Source organism: Kitasatospora sp. NPDC003701 (assembly GCF_053587085.1).
This window is the reverse complement of record NZ_JBSFNM010000006.1, coordinates 225168-242024: the sequence shown is the minus strand read 5'-3', so window position 1 is coordinate 242024 and position 16857 is coordinate 225168. Positions and strand designations below refer to the sequence as shown.

Sequence of the window (16857 nt, the reverse complement as noted above, 5' to 3'; positions counted from 1 at the left end):
GCCCCGGGAAGGAAGCCCCGGAGGGCTGCCGAAACGGTGGAGAGCGGCTGGGGCGGCCCGGGCGAGGGGTGCGCCGCCGGCTCTCGGGCGCCGAAGCGCCGGTCTGTCGAACTGGCCGAATGTGCTTCCCGTACCGGAGTACGGGGTGTGCCAGGGCCTCATCGTGCCCAGGTGATCGGCGTCACGTCAAGTAGTTTGTCCGGATTTTGCCATGTTTGACCGGTGGACTCTTCTGCGCCGGGGCCCCGCCGGCCGCCGCAGGACCCGCCCCGGGAGCGTCCCCGGGACCGCCCCGGGACCCGCCGCCGGTCAACCGCCGGTCAGCCGCCGGTCAGCCGCCGACCGGCCGGCCCCCCGGCTCCTCGGCGATCCGACGGGCGATCTCGGCCGGTCGCACCGGCCGCCCGAAGTGCCAGCCCTGCGCCCAGTCGCAGCCGATGCCGCGCAGCCGCTCGGCGTCCCGGCGGGTCTCCACGCCCTCGGCCGTGACGGTCAGGCCCAGCGCGTGCGCCATCGACACCAGGCCGCTGACGATCCGCCAGCCGGTGGCCGCGTCCTTGGTCGGGTCGTGCAGGTCGCCGACGAAGGAGCCGGCGATCTTCAGCCCGGAGACCGGCAGGTCGCGCAGGTAGGCCAGGTTGGACCAGCCGGTCCCGAAGTCGTCCACGGCGAGCGAGACGCCCTGGTCGACCAGCCCGTGCAGGGTGCGCAGCGCCTCGTCCTCCGGACCGACCACGGTGGACTCGGTGATCTCCAGCTGGAGCCGCGCCGGGTCCAGGCCGGTGGAGTCCAGGATCCGGCCGAGGTCGGTCACCAGGGCGGCGCTGCGGGCCTGACGGACCGCCAGGTTGACGTTCAGCTGGGGCGCGTCGTCGCCGAACCGCTTGATCCAGTCGGCCGCCTGGCCGCAGGCCTGCTCCAGCACCCAGCGGCCGAGCGGCATGATCAGGCCGGTCTCCTCGGCGGTGGTGACGAACTCGTCCGGGCCCAGCACGCCGAGCTGCGGGTGGCGCCAGCGCACCAGCGCCTCGACGGCGGCCAGCCGGCCGTCTGCCAGCGCGTACAGCGGCTGGTAGTCGATGAAGAACTCGCCGCGGTCGAGGGCGGCCGGCATCCGGACCGACACCGCGTACCGGCTGACGGCGCGGGCGTTCTCCTTGGGGTCGAAGAGCGTCCAGCGGCCGCGGCCGGCCTCCTTGGCCCGGTACAGCGTCAGGTCGGCGGCGCGGACGGCGGCGCCCGGCGTGGTGGTCGAGACCCGCCGCTCCAGCACGCCCACGCTGGCGCCGACGGCGAGCTTGTGATCCCCGATCAGGACGGGCCCGGCGAGCGCCTTCAGGACGGTCTTGGCGGCGGCGACGGCCTCCTGCTCGCCCCGGCAGTTCTCCAGCAGGACGACGAACTCGTCGCCGCCGAGGCGGGCGACGAGGTGGCCGAGCGGGGTGAGGGCGGCCTTCAGCCGGGCGGCGACGGCGGCCAGCAGCTGGTCGCCGGTGTCGTGGCCGAGGCTGTCGTTGACCACCTTGAAGCCGTCGAGGTCGACGTAGCAGAGGCCGAACCGGGCGCCCGGGTCCGGCTCCTCGAAGAGCTTCTCCAGCCGCTCGAAGAAGGCGGCCCGGTTGGGCAGCCCGGTCAGCGGGTCGTGGGTGGCCTGGTGGCGCAGCCGCTCCTGGAGCCGGTAGCGGTCGGTGATGTCCTCCAGCATCGCCACCTGGTACTGCGGGCGGCCGTCGTCGTCGCGGATCAGCGAGACCGTGAGGTGGGTCCAGACCACCTCGCCGTCGTGCCGGTAGTACGGCTTGTCGAACTGGAAGTAGTCCCGCTTGCCGCTGATCAGCTCCTCGTACGCCTCCCAGACGCCGGGGGTGTCCTCGGGGTGGACGAGGTCGCCGACCCGGCGGCCCTGCATGTCCTCCGGGGCGGCTCCGAACAGCTCCTGGAGCGCCTTGTTGACGGCGAGGATGTTGCCCTCGGTGTCGCCGATGCCGATGCCGATCGCCGCGCTCTCGAACAGCGCGCGGAACCGGGCCTCGGAGGCGCGCAGCGCGCGCTCGGCCTCCAGCCGGGCGGTGTCGGCGGCGGTGCGGATGGCCTCCTGCTCGCGCAGGGTCCGCTCGCGCAGGGCGGCCGCCCAGCCGGCCGCGAAGGCACCGCAGAGCGCGGGCCCGCGGTCGTCGGTGGCGGGCTGTTCCTGGAGCAGCTCGACGGCCCGGGCCAGCACCACCGGGTCGGTGAAGTGCGCGTCGACGAGTTCGGCGCCGGCCTGGGCCGCCAGTCGCGCCTCGAACGGCTCGCCCAGCTGGGCGCGGTGGAGCAGCGCGGCGGTCCGCGAGACCAGCCTGCCGAGCTGGCCGGGGTGGACCGCCGTCGCGTGGTCGCCGGAGAGCAGCCGCGCCCAGTCCTCGTGGAACCGTTCGGCGCTGCCCGCTACCGGCGCTTCGTTCACGGGCGGAACCCCACGCCCGCCATCCCGGTCATCCGCTCGGGGTTCCGCCCGACCGCCTCGGGCTGCTCGGGGCGCCACTGCGGGAGGTAGACCACACCGGGCTCGACCAGCTCGAAGCCGGCGAACATCGCGGTGATCTGCTCGCGGGTGCGCATGGTCAGCGGGGTGGGCGTCATCCGGTACAGCTTCTGGTGGTCCTCGGCCTGGTCGGGGCGGCCCTCCAGGGAGGCGTGCGAGAGGATCAGCGCACTGCCCGGCGGGAGCGCCTCGCGGAGCACCGCGAGCAGCTTCCACGGGTCCTCGGAGTCGCTGACGAAGTGCATGACGGCGACCAGCAGCACGGCCACCGGCTCGCCGGCCGCGAGCAGGGCGGTCACCTCGGGGCGGCCCAGCAGGTCGTCGATGTCCCGCACGTCGGCCTGGACGACGGAGCAGCCCTCGTCCTCCGCCAGCAGCAGCCGGCTGTGCGCGACGGCGACCGGGTCGCGGTCGACGTAGACCACCTCGGCCTCGGGGCGGATCGCCCGGGCGATCTCGTGCACCGTGCCGAAGGTCGGGATGCCGGAGCCGATGTCCAGGAAGCGGGTGATGCCCTGCTCGGCGACGAACTGCACCGCGCGGCGCAGGAAGGCCCGGTTGGAGCGCATGATCTGGGGCAGCTCCGGCCACAGGGCGATGGCCTGGCGGGCCATCTCCCGGTCCACCTCGAAGTTGTGCGAACCACCGAGGTAGTAGTCGTAGACCCGCGCGGCGTTCGGTTTGTCCAGGTCCGTGCCCTCCGGTACCCAGTTCGGTCGCCGCATCCTCGGGACTCCTTCGCTCCGGTTCCGGTAAACCAGCAGCCCAAAGGGACAGCTGGTTCTGATGAGACTACAAGCACAAAAGATCCTCCTCTGCACGCCGAACGCGTGCAAGCGGAATCGCCTCGTCCTGCCGACGGCGCACCGCGGCCGGAGAATGAACCCGATGGCCGGACGCATCGAGGACTACGCCCTGATCGGCGACCTGCAGACCGCCGCCCTGGTCGGGCGGGACGGGTCCGTCGACTGGCTCTGCCTGCCCCGGTTCGACTCCCCCAGCTGCTTCGCCGGCCTGCTCGGCGACCGGCAGCACGGCGCCTGGCGGATCGCCCCGACCGGCGCCGCGCAGTGCTCCACCCGCCGCTACCGGGGCGACAGCCTGGTGCTGGAGAGCGAGTGGCACACCGCCGAGGGCACCGTGCGGGTCACCGACTTCATGCCCCAGCGCGGCCGGGGCGGCCAGCGCTCCCCGCAGCTGATCCGGATCGTCGAGGGCGTCGAGGGCAGCGTCCCGGTCCGCGGCGAGCTGCGGCTGCGGTTCAACTACGGCCGGATCGAACCGTGGGTGCGCCGCACCGGCCGGCACCGGGTCGCCGTCGCCGGGCCCGACTCCGCCTGGCTGCGCGTCCCGCCCGAGGTCCACACCTACGGGGTGGACGGCGTCACCGTCTCCGACTTCACCGTCACCGCCGGCGAGCGCGTCCCCTTCGTCCTCACCTGGCAGCCCTCCCACCTGCCCACCTCCCCGCGCTCCGACCCCGAGGAGGCGCTGCTCGCCACCCTGCGCGACTGGCGGCTCTGGGCGGCCGGCTGCCGCTACCACGGCGAGTGGCGGGACGCCGTGCTGCGCTCGCTGCTCACCCTCAAGGCGCTCGCCTACGCGCCCACCGGCGGGATCGTCGCCGCGCCCACCGCCTCGCTGCCCGAGCGGATCGGCGGCACCCGCAACTGGGACTACCGGTTCTGCTGGCTGCGCGACTCCTCGATGACCCTCTCCGCGCTGCTCCGCGGCGGCTTCCGCGAGGAGGCCGCGGCCTGGCGCCGCTGGCTGCTGCGCGCCATCGCGGGCGACCCGGGTGACCTGCAGACCGTCTACGGCGTCGCCGGTGAGCGCGTCCTCGGCGAGACCGCCGCCGACTGGCTGCCCGGCTACGAGGGCTCCCGGCCGGTCCGGTTCGGCAACGCCGCCGTCGACCAGCTCCAACTCGACGTGTACGGCGAGGTGGTGGACACCCTGCACCTGGCGCTGCTGGCGGGCCTGCCGATGGAGCGCCACGTCTGGACCCTGCTGCGGGCCCTCATGGAGTACCTGGAGCAGCACTGGCGCGATCCCGACGAGGGCCTCTGGGAGATCCGCGGCGAGCGGCGCCACTTCGTCCACTCCAAGGTGATGTCCTGGGTCGCCGCCGACCGCGCGGTGCGGCTGGCCGAGGCCACCGGGCTGCCCGCACCCGTCGCCCGCTGGCGGGCGATGCGGGACGCCGTGCACGCCGACGTCTGCGCGAACGGCTACGACCGTCGGCGCGGCGTCTTCGTCCAGCACTACGGCGGGCAGGGCCTGGACGCGGCCACGCTGTTCGTCGTCAAGAGCGGCTTCCTGCCGCCGGACGACCCCCGCGTGGTGCGCACCGTGGACGCCGTCCGGGACGGCCTGGACCACGGCGGACTGGTCCTGCGCTACCGGGCGCACCGGCACACCGACGGCTTACCCGGCGGTGAGGGCGCCTTCCTGGCCTGCTCGTTCTGGCTCGCCGACGCGCTCGCCGCCACCGGGCGGCGGGCCGAGGCCCGCGAGCTGTTCGCCCGGGTGGTCGGGCTCGCCAACGACCTCGGCCTGCTCTCCGAACAGTGGGACCCGCGCGCCCGCCGCCAACTCGGCAACACCCCGCAGGCGTTCACCCACGTCGCGCTGGTCAACACCGCCTTCACGCTGACCGAGCCGCCGTAAGGCCTCCGGGGCCGGGCGGCAGGCCCTACAGTGCGGCCGTGGACCTCAACCACTACCGGTTCCGCGACGTGTGGCGGCTGGCCGCGTCGCCCGCCGCCGTGTACGCCGCGCTGGCGGACGTCCCGGGCTACCCGCTCTGGTGGCCCGAGATCCGTTCGGCGCGGCAGGACGGCCCGGACACCGGCGAGGTGGTGGTGCGGGCGCTGCTGCCGTACCGGCTGGTGATCGGGCTGACCGCGGTGCGGCGCGACCCGTCGGCCGGCGTGCTGGAGGTCGCCCTGCGGGGCGACCTGGTCGGCTGGTCCCGCTGGACGGTCGAGGCGGACGGCGCCGGTGCCCGCGCCCTGTTCGAGGAGGACGCCCGCCCCGGCCGGGCCCTGCTCCGGCGCCTGGCCCTCCCCCTGCACCCGGTGTTCCGCGCCAACCACGCCGTGATGATGTACCGCGGCCGCCGGGGCCTGGCCGCCCACCTGGCGGCCCCGCACGACCGGCCTCGGTGAACCGGCAAGATCGAACGACCCGTTGAAGGGGGCAGGGCGCACCGGGCGCCCGGTGACCCTCGGGAGTTCTCATGCGCACGACGAAGCGCACCGCCCAGACCGCAGGTCTGGCCGTCGCCGCGGGCCTGGCCATGGCCGCCGGCGTCGCCACCCTCAGCGGCGGCACCGCCGCCGCCCAGACCTCGGTGCCGCGGGCCGGGGCGACCGTCACGACCACTCCGACGCTCGCACCCGCGTTCACCCTGTGCTCACGCGGCAGCTACCCGTCGTACGCGGTGTTCCCGAAGCGCGGCAACCTGAAGACGGCGACCGCCCAGCCGGGCACGTGCATCAACCAGTCGCTGAAGGGCGAGCAGCACGAGCAGGTCGTGCTGTACGGCAAGCGCACCGACGGCAGCTCGTTCAAGATCGCCAGCGACACCTTCGACACCGCCGAGGGCCAACGCGTCAACACGCTCAACACGCCGGACGACAACGACTGGGAGACGTTCTAACCGCTCCGCCCGGGCCGGTCCGCGCGGCCGAACAGCCAGCCGCGCAGCAGGCGCGTCACCACCGGGAGGGCCGCGTACGTCATCAGCGCGCTGATCAGCGGCGCGGTGACCAGGGCGCGGACCGCCACCGGCAGGCCCGCCAGGTGCGGGGTGAGCAGCAGGCCGGCGGTGACGGTGAGCGGCGCGATCGCCACCGTGGAGGCGACCGCCATCTTCCAGCGCACCGGCGGGCGGCCCTTCGCCGCCGACCGGGTGGTGGCGAACCAGCCCTCCATGCCGAGGATCTCGTGCCGGTGCACCTCGTGGTGGTGCCCGTCCGCCGCCGCGAAGCAGGCCGCCCGGGCCGGTGAGGCCTGCCAGGAGCGGAACGCCGCGCCGTCGCGGAAGTGCAGCAGCAGGTGCCAGGGGTCGTCCGGCCCGGCCGGGCGCAGCAGTCCGGTGCCGAGGTTGCCCTCGTGCCCGGCGGCCGCGGCGAGGATCCCCTTCGCCCAGTGCTCGAACGCCTCCTCGTGGCCGGGCTCGACCCGGCGGGCCACGAACAGCGTGACCTCGTCGTCCGGCCCGCCGCCGACCGCCCTACCCGGCCGCGCCGCCGGATCCGTCCGTTCGCGCAGTCCCATGAGTCCCGCCCTTCCCCGTGCCCCCGGTGCGTGCCCCGTACGTGCCCGTGTCCCCGGGCGGCCCCGGGCGTGGCGTCCCGCAGCGTACGGCCCCGCCGGGCGCCCACGCCCGCGCCGCCCGCTCCTCGGGACGCGGGCCGGGTGGAGCGGCGGGGCGGGACCGGCCCGCCCGCGCCCTGGTGACCGGCCGGGCCCGGGCGGTTAGCGTGGCCCGGGACCGACCCATCGCCGCCCGGGAGGCCCGCCATGACGACCCCGTCGGACGACCCCGGCTCCGACCGGCCCGACGACCGGCCGCACGACCGACCCGTCGGTCGGGCCACCGACCGGCGCTCCGACCGACGCCTCGACCGGCTCTTCGCGCAGCCCTTCGACCGGGCCGGCACCGGGAGCAGCAAGTGGGCCCGGACGGGCGGCGGCGCGGCCGGTGTGATCGCGATGGGCCTGGCGGACATGGACCTGCCCGGGCCGCCGGCCGTCGCGACGGCGCTGCGCCGGCGGGCGGGACACCCGGCCTACGGCTACACGGTGTGCGATCCGGCCGGCCGGCCGCTGGTGGCCCGCTGGTACCGGGAGCGGCACGGGGTGGAGATCGACCCGGCCTGGGTGCTGCTGCTGCCGTTCGGGCCGCGCACCGCCGTCCGACTGCTGCTGGAGGCGGTGCGCCCGGCCGGGCCGGTGCTGTTCCCGACGCCGGAGTGGGGCGGCTTCGCCCAGCTCTGCCGGGCCGCGGGGCTGCCGTACCGGGAGCTGCCGCTGGCCCGCGACGAGGCCGGCTACCGGCTGCCGCTCGACGCCTTCGCCGGGCAGCGGGCCGGGGCGGTGCTGCTGAGCAGCCCGCACAACCCGTCCGGCCGGGTCTGGACCGCGGCGGAGGTCCGTGCGCTGGCCGGGGCGGCGGCGGGGGCCGGCGGGGTGCTGATCTCCGACGAGGTCCACGGTGACCTCACCCACCCGGGCCACCGCCACCCGGTGGCCGTCGCGGTGGCCGGCCCGTACCGGGAGCGGACCGTCACGCTCAACTCGGTCGGCAAGACCTTCAACACCTCCGGCGTCCCCAGCTGCTTCGCGCTCGTCCCGGACGCGGCGCTGCGCGAGCGGCTCACCGGGGTGATGGCCGGCTACGGCCTGTGGGAGGGCGGGCTGCTGGAGCAGGTGGTGCAGGGGGCGGCGCTGCGCCGCGGCGGCCCGTGGCTGGACGCGCTGCTGAACCACCTGGCCGGCGCCCGGGACCGGTTGACCGGTCTGCTCGGCGCGGCCGTCCGCTCCGCGCCCGAGGCCTCCTACCTGCTCTGGCTGGACGCCGCCGCGCTCGGCCTGCCGGCCGTCGGCGCCCGGGCGGCGCTGCTGGCGCGGTGCGGCCTGGAGGCCTCCGACGGCGCCGATTTCGGCCCCGGCGGCGAGGGCTCGCTGCGGCTGAACTACGCGCTGCCGGAGCCGGTGCTGGCCCAGGCCCTGCACCGCCTGAAAGAGCTCTGAACGGCCCGCCATCACCCGATTGCACCACCTTTGACCTGCGACGACGTGTCTTCACGAGATGTTTGCGGAGCGCCCCGGCATGGTCCGTAGCAGACTGGGCAGGGTAGACCGGGCCGCAATCGTGATCCCGAGGATGGTGAGTCCGGTGATACCCGTTCGCCCGACCAGCTCGACCAGCCCGACCGCCCGGCAGGGCGCCGATCCGCCGCCCGGCACGGTGACTCCGCTGACCGAATCGACGGCGCGTCGCCACATGGCCGGTGTCTGTTTCAAGATCGGACCGCCCCGGCTGGTCGGTGTCGAGGTCGAGTGGTTCGTCCACGACGACCGATGTCCGACCCGCCCCGTGCTACCGGAGCGGCTGCACGCCGCACTGGAATCGCTGCCGCTGGGCGGCGCCGACGGGACGTGTCTCCCCTCCGGTGCCCGCCTCACCCTCGAACCCGGTGGACAGGTCGAGCTCAGCTCCCCGCCCGCCGACGGCCTCACCGCCTGCGTCGACGACACCCGGCGTGATCTCGCCACCCTGCGGGCCGCCTTCGCGGCCCAGGGCCTGCGGCTCACCGGAACCGGCACCGACCCCCTGGCCCGCCCCCGTGAGATGGTCCTGGACCACCCGCGCTATCTCGCGATGGAACGATTCTTCAACTCGGCCGGGCCCTGGGGCCGGATCATGATGACCGGGACCGCCTCCGTGCAGGTCTGCCTGGACGCGGGGGCCGCCGACGGCCCGCACGCACTGGACCGCCGCTGGCGCCTGACCCACCGGCTGGGGCCCGTCCTGGTCGCCGCCTTCGCCAACTCGCCCCTGCTGGACGGCAAGCCGACCGGCCACCGGTCCACCCGGCAGATCGTCTGGTCCCGGATGGACCCCACCCGCACCCTCGCACCCGCCCCGGACCACGGCGATCCGCGCGAGGCGTGGACCAGGTACGTGCTGGACGCCGAGGTGCTCTGCATCCGCCGGCCCGACGGCCTGCCGTGGACGGCGCCGGCCGGGCTGACCTTCACCGACTGGCTGCGCGGCGCCGGCCCGCGCCCGCCCACCCTGGCCGACCTGGACTACCACCGCACCACGCTCTTCCCGCCGGTCCGCCCGCGCGGCCACCTGGAGCTGCGGATGATCGACGCCCAGCCCGGCGACGGCTGGATCGTCCCCGCGGCCCTGGTGACCGCGCTGCTGGACGACCCGACGGCCGCCGACACCGCGCTGGCCGCGCTGGAGCCGCTGGAGTGCGCCGACGGCCCGCGCCCGCCGCGCAGCGACGCCTGGCGCCGGGCCGCCACCCTGGCGGTGGCCGACCCCGCGCTGCGCCGCGCCACCCTCGCCTGCTTCGCCGCCGCCGACGCCGCGCTGGGCCGCCTGCCCGGCGCCGAGCGGCTGCGCAGCGCCGTCGCCGAGTTCGCCGAGCGCTACCCCGCGCGCGGCCGCTGCCCGGCCGACGACCAGCTGGACGCCCTGCGCTCCGGCACCCGACGCACTCCCCCGGAGGAGGCCGCACCATGATCGACGACGCCCGCCCGACCGGCTCCCGCACGGCCGGGGCGACCGGCCCCGGGGCCACCCGCCCGCCGGCCGCGACACCGTCCGCCTCCGCCTCGGCCGCCCTCGTCTCGCCCGCGGGTCTGCCGCCGGCGGCCCTGCGCGAGGCGATCGCCACCGAGCTGCTGGCCGCCCGCACCCGCACCGCCGCGCTGACCGACTGCGTCGAGGACCACGACCTCACCGCCCAGCACTCCCCGCTGATGTCGCCGCTGGTCTGGGACCTCGCCCACATCGGCAACCAGGAGGAGCTCTGGCTGCTGCGCAACATCGGCGGCCGGGAGCCGATGCGCCCGGAGATCGACCCGCTCTACGACGCCTTCGAGCACCCGCGCGCCGAGCGCCCCAGCCTGCCGCTGCTGCCGCCCGCCGAGGCCCGCGCCTACGCGCACGAAGTCCGCGGCCGGGTCTTCGACCTGCTGGAGGCCAGCCCGCTGGAGGGCGCTCCGCTGCTGGACGCGGGCTTCGCCTTCGGCATGATCGCCCAGCACGAGCAGCAGCACGACGAGACCATGCTGATCACCCACCAGCTGCGCCGCGGCGAGCCCGCGCTGGCCGCTCCCCCGCCACCGCCCGCACCGGCGGACGCGGCCACGCTGCCCGCCGACGTACTCGTCCCCGCCGGCCCGTTCACCATGGGGACGGACACCGAGCCGTGGGCGCTGGACAACGAGCGCCCGGCGCACCGGATCGACCTGCCGGCCTTCCGGCTCGACACCACCCCCGTCACCAACGGCGCGTATCTGCGGTTCATCGCCGACGGCGGCTACGACGACCCGCGCTGGTGGACGGCCCAGGGGTGGGAGCACCGGCAGCGGGCCGAGCTGAGCGCCCCGCTGTTCTGGCACCGCGAGGGCGGCCAGTGGCTGCGCCGCCGGTTCGGCACGGTCGAGCCGGTGCCCGAGAACGAGCCGGTGCTGCACGTCAGCTGGTACGAGGCGGACGCCTACGCCCGGTGGGCGGGCCGGCGGCTGCCGACCGAGGCGGAGTGGGAGAAGGCCGCCCGGCACGACCCGGCCACCGACCGCTCCCGCCGCTACCCGTGGGGCGACGGGCCGCCCGCGCCGGAGCACGCCAACCTCGGCCAGCGCCACCTGCGCCCGGCCCCGGCCGGCAGCTACCCGGCCGGCGAGTCGCCGCACGGCGTACGGCAGCTGATGGGCGACGTCTGGGAGTGGACGGCCAGCGACTTCGACCCCTACCCCGGCTTCCGGGCCTGGCCGTACAAGGAGTACTCGGAGGTCTTCTTCGGGCCCGAGTACAAGGTGCTGCGCGGCGGCTGCTTCGCCGTCGCGCCGGTGGCCTGCCGCGGCACGTTCCGCAACTGGGACTACCCGATCCGGCGGCAGATCTTCGCCGGGTTCCGCACCGCGGCCGACGTGGCGGCCGGCTGATGTGCCGGCACCTCGCCTACCTCGGCGAGCCGGTGACGCCCCGGGAACTGCTGGTGGAGCCGCCGTTCGGGCTCCACCGGCAGTCCTGGGCGCCCCGGGCGCAGCAGTACGGCACGGTCAACGTCGACGGCTTCGGCCTCGGCTGGTACGCGGACGGCGACGAGACGCCGGCCCGCTACCGGCGGGCCGGGCCGATCTGGGCGGACGCCTCGTTCGCCGACCTCGCCCGGGTGGTCCGCACCCGGGCGCTGCTGGCGGCCGTCCGCTCGGCGACCGAGGGCTGCGCGGCGGGCGAGGAGGCGGCCGCGCCGTTCGCCGCCGGGCGCTGGCTGTTCAGCCACAACGGCGCGGTGGCCGGCTGGCCGGACAAGCTGGACGCGCTGGCCGGTCGGCTGGCGCCGGCCGAGCTGCTGGAGCTGCCGGCCCGGACGGACTCGGCGCTGCTCTGGGGACTGGCCCTGCACCGGCTGCGCGCGGGCGCCGGCCTCGGCGAGGCGCTGGCCGGCACCGTCGCGGACGTGGCCGCGCACACCACCGGCCGGCTCAACCTGCTGCTCACCGACGGCCGTGCGATCGCCGCCACCGCCTGGGGCGACACCCTGCACCACCGGAGCCTGCCGGGTACGGGCGTGCTGGTGGCCTCCGAGCCCTACGACGACCACCCGGACTGGACCGTCGTCCCGGACCGCTCGCTGCTGCTGGCCGGCCCGGACGGCGTGACCGTCCGCCCGCTCTGAACCCTCTCGCTCCTCTCCCCTTCACTTTTTGAACAGAGGATCCATCTGTCATGAGCACCTTTGATCTCGCCCGACTGCTGCCGGCCGACCACTTCAGCACCGCCCTGCACCACGACGTCCAGCAGGGACTGACCGCCGATCCCAAGTGGCTGCCGCCGAAGTGGTTCTACGACGCCCGGGGCAGCGAGCTGTTCGAGGAGATCACCAGGCTGCCGGAGTACTACCCGACCCGCGCCGAGCGGGCCATCCTGACCGCCCGGGCCGGCGAGATCGCCGCCGCCACCCGGGCCCGCACCCTGGTGGAGCTGGGCTCCGGCTCCTCGGAGAAGACCAGGCTGCTGCTGGACGCGCTGCGCGACCTCGGCACGCTGGACAGCTACGTCCCGGTGGACGTCAGCGAGAGCGCCCTGACCGGCGCGGGCGAGGCGCTCGCCCTGGAGTACCCGGAGCTGTCGGTGCACGCGGTGCTCGCCGACTTCACCGCCCGCCTCGGCCTGCCGCCGCAGGGCGGGCCCCGCCTGGTCGCCTTCCTCGGCGGCACCCTCGGCAACCTGCTCCCCACCGAGCGGGCGGCCTTCCTGCGCGGGCTGCGCGCCGCGCTCGACCCGGGCGACTTCCTGCTGCTCGGCACCGACCTGGTCAAGGACCCGCGGGTGCTGGTGGCCGCCTACGACGACGCGGCCGGGGTGACGGCGGAGTTCAACCGCAACGTGCTGAACGTGCTGAACCGGGAGCTGTCCGCCGACTTCGACCCGACCGCCTTCGAGCACGTGGCGCTCTGGGACCCGGAGCGGGAGTGGATCGAGATGCGGCTGCGCTCGCTGCAGGACCAGACCGTGAAGATCCCGGCGCTGGACCTGCCGGTCCACTTCGAGAAGGGCGAGGAGCTGCGCACCGAGGTGTCGGCCAAGTTCCGCCGGGAGCGGGTGGCCGAGGAGCTGGCCACGGCCGGCCTGCGACTGAGCCACTGGTGGACGGACGAGGAGGGCCGGTTCGGGCTCTCCCTGGCCTCGCCGGTGGAGACCGGGGTTTGACAGTTCACTTTACTAATCAGCAAGGGGACTTGTCGGGCATCCCACGTACAACACTTGAACATTGACGGGTTACGATCTCGGCTACCAAAGCTCAGCGTTGAGTATCAGGAGTCAAGATCGTGAGCGTCACCCAGCAGCCCTCGGAGCCCGTGGCGGCGGAGGCCCGATCCTCCGACCGCCTCGGCTTCGTCGTCTTCATCACCGCCGCCGCGGCCCTCGGCGGGTTCCTGTTCGGCTACGACAGCTCCGTGATCAACGGCGCCGTCTCCGGCATCCAGGAGAGGTTCGGCGTCGGCGACGGCGTCACCGGGCTGATCGTCTCGTCCGCGCTGCTGGGCTCGGCGGTGGGCGCCGCGCTGGCCGGGCGGTTCGCCGACCGGTACGGCCGGATCAAGGTGATGAAGGCGGGCGCGCTGCTCTTCGCGGTGAGCGCGGTCGGCTCGATGCTGCCGTTCGCCGCCTGGGACCTCGCCTGCTGGCGGGTGCTCGGCGGAGCGGCCATCGGCATCGCCTCGGTGATCGCCCCGACCTACATCGCCGAGGTCGCCCCGACCCGCTACCGGGGCCGGCTGGCCTCCTTCCAGCAGGCCGCGATCGTCCTCGGCATCGCGATCTCGCAGCTGGTCAACTGGGTCCTGGCGGACGCCGCCGGCGGCGACACCCGCGGCCGGCTGCTCGGCCTGGAGGCCTGGCAGTGGATGCTCGGCATCTGCGTCGTGCCGGCCGCCGTCTACTTCGTGCTCTCCTCGATGATCCCCGAGTCCCCGCGCTACCTGATCTCGGCCGGCCGCCTGGACGAGGCCCGGGCCGTGCTCGCCGACGTCGAGGGCACCGGCTCCGACACCGACGCCCGGATCGCCGAGATCCAGGGCCTGATCGCCTCCGACCACCGGCCGCGCTTCGGTGACCTGCTCGGCGGCCGGTTCGGCCTGCTGCCGATCGTCTGGGTCGGCATCGGCCTCTCGGTCTTCCAGCAGCTGGTCGGCATCAACGTGATCTTCTACTACTCGTCGATCCTCTGGCAGTCGGTGGGCATCGACCAGAGCAACTCGCTGCTGATCAGCTTCATCGGCTCGGTCATCAACATCCTCGGCACCGTGGTCGCGATCCTGCTGGTGGACCGGATCGGCCGCAAGCCGCTCGCCCTGATCGGCTCGGCCGGCATGGCCGTCGCGCTGGCCGCCTGCGGCTGGGCGTTCTCCTCGGCCACCGGCAGTGGCGACAACGTCTCCCTGCCGGACCTCCAGGGCACCGTCGCGCTGATCTCGGCCAACGCCTTCGTGCTCTTCTTCGCGATGTCCTGGGGCGTCGTGGTCTGGGTGATGCTCGGCGAGATGTTCCCCAACCGGATCCGCGCCGCCGCGCTCTCGGTCGCCGCCTCGGCGCAGTGGATCGCCAACTGGGCGATCACCGTGTCGTTCCCCTCGCTCTCGCGCTGGAACCTCTCGGCGACCTACCTGGTCTACGCGGCCTTCGCGGCGCTGTCGGTGGTCTTCGTGGCGAAGTTCATGAAGGAGACCAAGGGCGTCCGGCTGGAGGACATGGGCTGATCCGACAGTCGGACTTCGGCCCCCGCACCCTAGCGCCTCGGCGCGGGTGCGGGGGCCGAATCGTTCACTCTCTGCGGCCGGGCGCACACCTCCGGTACTCCTGTTCGGCAGGAGGGATGTGTCCTTGATCTTCGACCGGCTTCGCACCCGCAGCATCCGCAGCACCCGTCGCCCCGCACCGGTACCGGCAGCAGCACCGGTACCGGCGACGGGCGGCGGCTGCCCGTTCGCCCACGCGCACCCGGCACCCGGGTCGCCGCGCGGGCCCGAGCCCGTGCTCGGCACCGTGCACGGCACCGGCGTCCAGCACCGCGTCGACGTGGGGCGCGCCGATCCGGCACGCCCGGTCGGCGGCGAGCACCGCGCTGACGGCGAGCACCGCACCGATGGCGAGCACCGATCGGACACCGAGCGTCGATCGGGATCCGGTCATCGCTCCGACAGCGAGCACCGACCCGATGCCGGTCATCGCTCGGACACCGAGCACTGCGCCGACGACGGCCACTGCGCCGACGCCGAGCACTTCACCGACCCCGACGCGGCCGCCGACTTCGTCCGCCAGTTCCACCGCGAGCAGCCCGGCGCCGGCGACCCGACCGGGCGGGTGCTGGCCGTCCTGGACGAGATCGACCGCACCGGCACCTACCAGCACACCCCCGCCGAACTCGCCTACGGCGCCAGGCTCGCCTGGCGCAACGCGGCCCGCTGCATCGGCCGGCTGTACTGGCGCAGCCTGGTGGTGCGGGACCTGCGGCACCTGGCCTCGGCCGACGACATCGCCACCGAGTGCTTCGAGCACCTGCGGGTGGCCACCAACGGCGGGCGGATCCGCCCGGTGATCTCGGTGTTCGCTCCCGACCGGCCCGGCCGCCCGGCCGCCCGCATCCTCAACCAGCAGCTGGTCCGCTACGCCGGCCACCCCACCGGTCACGGCATCGTCGGCGACCCGGCCGGCGCGCAACTGGCCGCCCGCGCCCGGGATCTCGGCTGGAAGTGCGGCGAGGAGCGGTTCGAGGTGCTGCCGCTCCTGGTGCAGGAGCGGCCCGGCGCCCGCCCCGAGTGGTACGAACTGCCGGACGACACCACCCTGGAGGTCGAACTCACCCACCCCGACCACGCCTGGTTCGCCGAGCTGGGCCTGCGCTGGTACACGGTGCCCGCGATCAGCGACATGACGCTGGAGATCGGCGGCGTCCGCTACCCCACCGCCCCGTTCAACGGCTGGTACATGGGCACCGAGATCGGCGCCCGCAACCTCGCCGACGCCGACCGGTACGACATGCTGGCCACCGTCGCCGACCGGCTCGGCCTGGACACCTCCAGCGACCGCACGCTCTGGCGCGACCGGGCGCTGGTGGAGCTCAACGTGGCGGTGCTGCACTCGTTCCAGGAGGCCGGGGTGACCATCGCCGACCACCACACCGAGTCGGAGCGGTTCCTGAAGCACGTCGCCCAGGAGAAGCGGCTCGGGCGGCCCACCCCCGCCGACTGGAGCTGGATCGTGCCCCCGGTCTCCGGCGGGCTGACCCCCGTCTACCACCGCTACTACGACCCGGTGGACCCGTCGCTGCGCCCCGCCTTCGTGGTGCGCGAGCCCTGGTGAGCCCGCTCCCCCGCGCCGTCCACCGTCCGCTCGTACCGCAGCCGCAACCCGTCGAGCAGCGCTTCGAGCCCGGTCTCGAAGGCGCCCTCGTCGATCGCGCCCCGGTGCTCGGCCAGCCGGTGGGCCTCGCCGAGGTGCGGGTAGTCGGCGGCGTCGTACAGCCCGGCGTCCTCGGGGAAGCCGGCCGCGAACGAGGCCAGCGCCGAGCCGGTGACGAAGTACCGCATCAGCGCGCCGATCCGGGTGGCCTGCCCGCGCGGCCAGCCGGCCGCGACCAGGCAGCCGAAGACGGCGTCGGCCAGCCGCAGCGCGTTCGGGCGGCGGCCGGGGCCGTGGGCGAGCACCGGGACGATGTTGGGGTGCGCGGCCAGGGCGGCGCGGTAGGAGCGGGCCCAGTCCCGCAGCGCCTCCGGCCAGGGCACCCCGGCGGTGAACATCGACAGGTCGACCTCGCCCATCACGCTGTCCACCACCGCGTCCAGCAGCTCGTCCTTGGTCGCGACGTGGTTGTAGAGCGACGGCCCGCTGACCGACAGCTCGGTGGCCAGGCGGCGGGTGGAGAGCGCGTCCAGCCCCTCGGCGTCGATGAGCCGCAGCGCGGTGGCGACGATCAGCTCGCGGCTGAGCAGGGGGGTGCGCGGGCGGGCCATCGTCGCGGTTCCTCCGGTCGAGTGGGGTGAGGACCGATTCTGGCAGGCGCCTCTTCCCA

Annotated in this window: 14 protein-coding genes; 10 read left to right on the top strand and 4 right to left on the bottom strand. The window is 74.7% G+C overall.

Translation table 11 applies throughout. The annotated features are described in order from the left end of the window. Positions 1 to 331 precede the first annotated feature (331 nt). Positions 332 to 2446, bottom strand: a complete 2115-nt coding sequence (locus tag ACWDRR_RS08740; protein WP_449771445.1) for a putative bifunctional diguanylate cyclase/phosphodiesterase — start codon at positions 2444 to 2446, stop codon at positions 332 to 334. Next, positions 2443 to 3249, bottom strand: a complete 807-nt coding sequence (locus ACWDRR_RS08735) for an SAM-dependent methyltransferase (protein WP_449771444.1) — start codon at positions 3247 to 3249, stop codon at positions 2443 to 2445. Before ACWDRR_RS08735 ends, ACWDRR_RS08740 begins: the two co-directional genes overlap by 4 nt. Positions 3250 to 3412: 163 nt before the next feature. On the opposite strand from ACWDRR_RS08735, the gene ACWDRR_RS08730 reads away from it, so the two are divergent. The 3 genes from ACWDRR_RS08730 to ACWDRR_RS08720 all read left to right on the top strand — a co-directional run bounded on the left by ACWDRR_RS08730 (position 3413) and on the right by ACWDRR_RS08720 (position 6188). Further along, entirely contained in the window at positions 3413 to 5194 is a 1782-nt protein-coding gene (locus tag ACWDRR_RS08730) for a glycoside hydrolase family 15 protein (protein ID WP_449771443.1), read from the top strand. Positions 5195 to 5232: 38 nt separating this feature from the next. Continuing rightward, positions 5233 to 5694, top strand: coding sequence for an SRPBCC family protein (locus ACWDRR_RS08725; protein WP_449771442.1), 462 nt, complete (start codon positions 5233 to 5235; stop codon positions 5692 to 5694). A 71-nt stretch (positions 5695 to 5765) separates the two neighbouring features. After that, positions 5766 to 6188 carry a hypothetical protein gene (locus ACWDRR_RS08720; protein ID WP_449771441.1) on the top strand — a complete coding sequence of 141 codons (423 nt, stop codon included), beginning with the start codon at positions 5766 to 5768 and terminating at the stop codon, positions 6186 to 6188. Here ACWDRR_RS08720 and ACWDRR_RS08715 read toward each other — a convergent pair. Continuing rightward, entirely contained in the window at positions 6185 to 6808 is a 624-nt protein-coding gene (locus tag ACWDRR_RS08715) for an antibiotic biosynthesis monooxygenase (RefSeq protein WP_449771440.1), read from the bottom strand. The genes ACWDRR_RS08720 and ACWDRR_RS08715 overlap by 4 nt on opposite strands. A 246-nt stretch (positions 6809 to 7054) precedes the next feature. Between ACWDRR_RS08715 and ACWDRR_RS08710 the strand changes: the two genes are divergently transcribed. The 7 genes from ACWDRR_RS08710 (at position 7055) to ACWDRR_RS08680 (ending at position 16148) form a co-directional block, all read left to right on the top strand. Next, positions 7055 to 8287 (top strand): MalY/PatB family protein, encoded by a 1233-nt coding sequence (locus tag ACWDRR_RS08710; protein WP_449771439.1) that lies wholly within the window; start codon positions 7055 to 7057, stop codon positions 8285 to 8287. Between the two features lie 145 nt (positions 8288 to 8432). Continuing rightward, positions 8433 to 9794 (top strand): ergothioneine biosynthesis glutamate--cysteine ligase EgtA, encoded by a 1362-nt coding sequence (gene egtA / locus ACWDRR_RS08705; protein WP_449771438.1) that lies wholly within the window; start codon positions 8433 to 8435, stop codon positions 9792 to 9794. Then, positions 9791 to 11224: an ergothioneine biosynthesis protein EgtB gene (gene egtB, locus ACWDRR_RS08700; RefSeq protein ID WP_449771437.1), complete on the top strand. Its 1434-nt coding sequence runs from the start codon at positions 9791 to 9793 to the stop codon at positions 11222 to 11224. The genes egtA and egtB overlap by 4 nt, the downstream gene beginning before the upstream one ends. Beyond that, positions 11224 to 11961 carry an ergothioneine biosynthesis protein EgtC gene (gene egtC / locus ACWDRR_RS08695; protein WP_449771436.1) on the top strand — a complete coding sequence of 246 codons (738 nt, stop codon included), beginning with the start codon at positions 11224 to 11226 and terminating at the stop codon, positions 11959 to 11961. Before egtB ends, egtC begins: the two co-directional genes overlap by 1 nt. Positions 11962 to 12011: 50 nt before the next feature. Next, positions 12012 to 12995 carry an L-histidine N(alpha)-methyltransferase gene (egtD, locus tag ACWDRR_RS08690; RefSeq protein ID WP_449771435.1) on the top strand — a complete coding sequence of 328 codons (984 nt, stop codon included), beginning with the start codon at positions 12012 to 12014 and terminating at the stop codon, positions 12993 to 12995. Positions 12996 to 13111: 116 nt separating this feature from the next. Next, positions 13112 to 14545 (top strand): sugar porter family MFS transporter, encoded by a 1434-nt coding sequence (locus tag ACWDRR_RS08685; protein ID WP_449771467.1) that lies wholly within the window; start codon positions 13112 to 13114, stop codon positions 14543 to 14545. Positions 14546 to 14663: 118 nt separating this feature from the next. Then, a complete protein-coding gene (locus ACWDRR_RS08680) occupies positions 14664 to 16148 on the top strand; it encodes a nitric oxide synthase oxygenase (RefSeq protein WP_449771434.1) in 1485 nt (494 codons plus the stop codon). On the opposite strand, the gene ACWDRR_RS08675 is transcribed toward ACWDRR_RS08680, so the two are convergent. Further along, entirely contained in the window at positions 16091 to 16798 is a 708-nt protein-coding gene (locus ACWDRR_RS08675) for a TetR/AcrR family transcriptional regulator C-terminal domain-containing protein (RefSeq protein WP_449771433.1), read from the bottom strand. The genes ACWDRR_RS08680 and ACWDRR_RS08675 overlap by 58 nt on opposite strands. Positions 16799 to 16857: the final 59 nt, after the last annotated feature.

Excerpts from the sequence above, each read along its gene's own strand:
- ACWDRR_RS08735 (WP_449771444.1), bottom strand. The coding sequence starts at position 3,249 with ATGCGGCGACCGAACTGGGTACCGGAGGGCACGGACCTGGACAAACCG.
- ACWDRR_RS08730 (WP_449771443.1), top strand. The coding sequence starts at position 3,413 with ATGGCCGGACGCATCGAGGACTACGCCCTGATCGGCGACCTGCAGACC.
- ACWDRR_RS08720 (WP_449771441.1), top strand. The coding sequence starts at position 5,766 with ATGCGCACGACGAAGCGCACCGCCCAGACCGCAGGTCTGGCCGTCGCC.
- ACWDRR_RS08715 (WP_449771440.1), bottom strand. The coding sequence starts at position 6,808 with ATGGGACTGCGCGAACGGACGGATCCGGCGGCGCGGCCGGGTAGGGCG.
- ACWDRR_RS08710 (WP_449771439.1), top strand. The coding sequence starts at position 7,055 with ATGACGACCCCGTCGGACGACCCCGGCTCCGACCGGCCCGACGACCGG.
- egtB (WP_449771437.1), top strand. The coding sequence starts at position 9,791 with ATGATCGACGACGCCCGCCCGACCGGCTCCCGCACGGCCGGGGCGACC.
- egtC (WP_449771436.1), top strand. The coding sequence starts at position 11,224 with ATGTGCCGGCACCTCGCCTACCTCGGCGAGCCGGTGACGCCCCGGGAA.
- egtD (WP_449771435.1), top strand. The coding sequence starts at position 12,012 with ATGAGCACCTTTGATCTCGCCCGACTGCTGCCGGCCGACCACTTCAGC.
- ACWDRR_RS08675 (WP_449771433.1), bottom strand. The coding sequence starts at position 16,798 with ATGGCCCGCCCGCGCACCCCCCTGCTCAGCCGCGAGCTGATCGTCGCC.